The sequence below is a fragment of the Demequina gelatinilytica genome (genome assembly GCF_000971115.1).
In the GTDB taxonomy this organism is placed as follows: domain Bacteria; phylum Actinomycetota; class Actinomycetes; order Actinomycetales; family Demequinaceae; genus Demequina; species Demequina gelatinilytica.
On sequence record NZ_BBLV01000032.1, the window covers coordinates 1 to 911 of the forward strand.

At 74.8% G+C, this 911-nt stretch carries 1 protein-coding gene; it reads right to left on the reverse strand.

From position 1 onward, the window contains the following. Positions 1-911: cell division protein FtsQ/DivIB (locus tag AOM00_RS15105; RefSeq protein ID WP_156159222.1), on the reverse strand; the 911-nt coding region annotated here is incomplete at both ends.

The following is a 911-nucleotide window of genomic DNA, read 5'->3' on the forward strand; positions in this document are numbered from 1 at the left end:
CGGTGGTCACGGTGGGAAGCGTCGGCGCGGACACGTCGATGGCCGTGGCGCCCTTCGCCTCGCCCGACTCGAGCAGCACCTGGAGGACGCGTGCCTTGAGCCGCGAGTCCTCGGCGCTCCCCCACTTCACCTCGGGACCGTTCCTCAGCACGAACGTCACGGTGTCCTCCGTGCTCGCGCTGACGTCCTGGACGCGGTTGCGGAGCTTCACCGGCAGCTCGTTCACCACGCCGAGCACCGAGTCGAGGATGCGCTGCGTCCCCTCGCCCACGGGCACCTGCACCACGGGGAGCTTCTCCGGAGCGTCGTCCGCGTGCCCCACGCGCGTGGCCTCCGCGTCGAGCAGGTCGTAGCCGCCGTCCTCGTTGGGCACGGCGGCCACGGGCTCGCGCGACGTCAGGGTGATGAGGAGCCCGCGAGGCCAGATCCGCTCGACCGTGGCATCGCGGACGCCGGGGACCTCCCTCAGCTCGTCGGCGAGGCGGGACGAGGCGAGCGTCGCGAGCGACTGCCCCTCGTGGATGGCGACCACGGCCTCGACATCCTCGGCGTCGACCACGGTGCCGTAGCCCGTCACCTCCACCTGCGTCGGGTCGAGCGCGAGCACGGGGGACGCGAGCACGATCCACCCGAGCAGGGCCGCGACGACCACGTAGCCGGCGCGACGAGCCCAGACGAGCGCCGACAGGCGTCGCTGCGCCGCCGCGCGCTCCTTGAGCCTCGCCTGGAGCCGGAGCGTGACGTTGCCGATCTGGTCCGCCGCGACCTCGGTGCCGCGCGATGCGCCGCGGCGCAGGCGCGCCCCTAGACGCGGCGCGTCGGGCTGCGCGGGCGTGCGCGCCCGCGCCGCGCGCGTGCGGCTCGCGTCCCTGCGCCAGGGCTGCGCGACCTCCTCGGACTCCGCCTCGGCA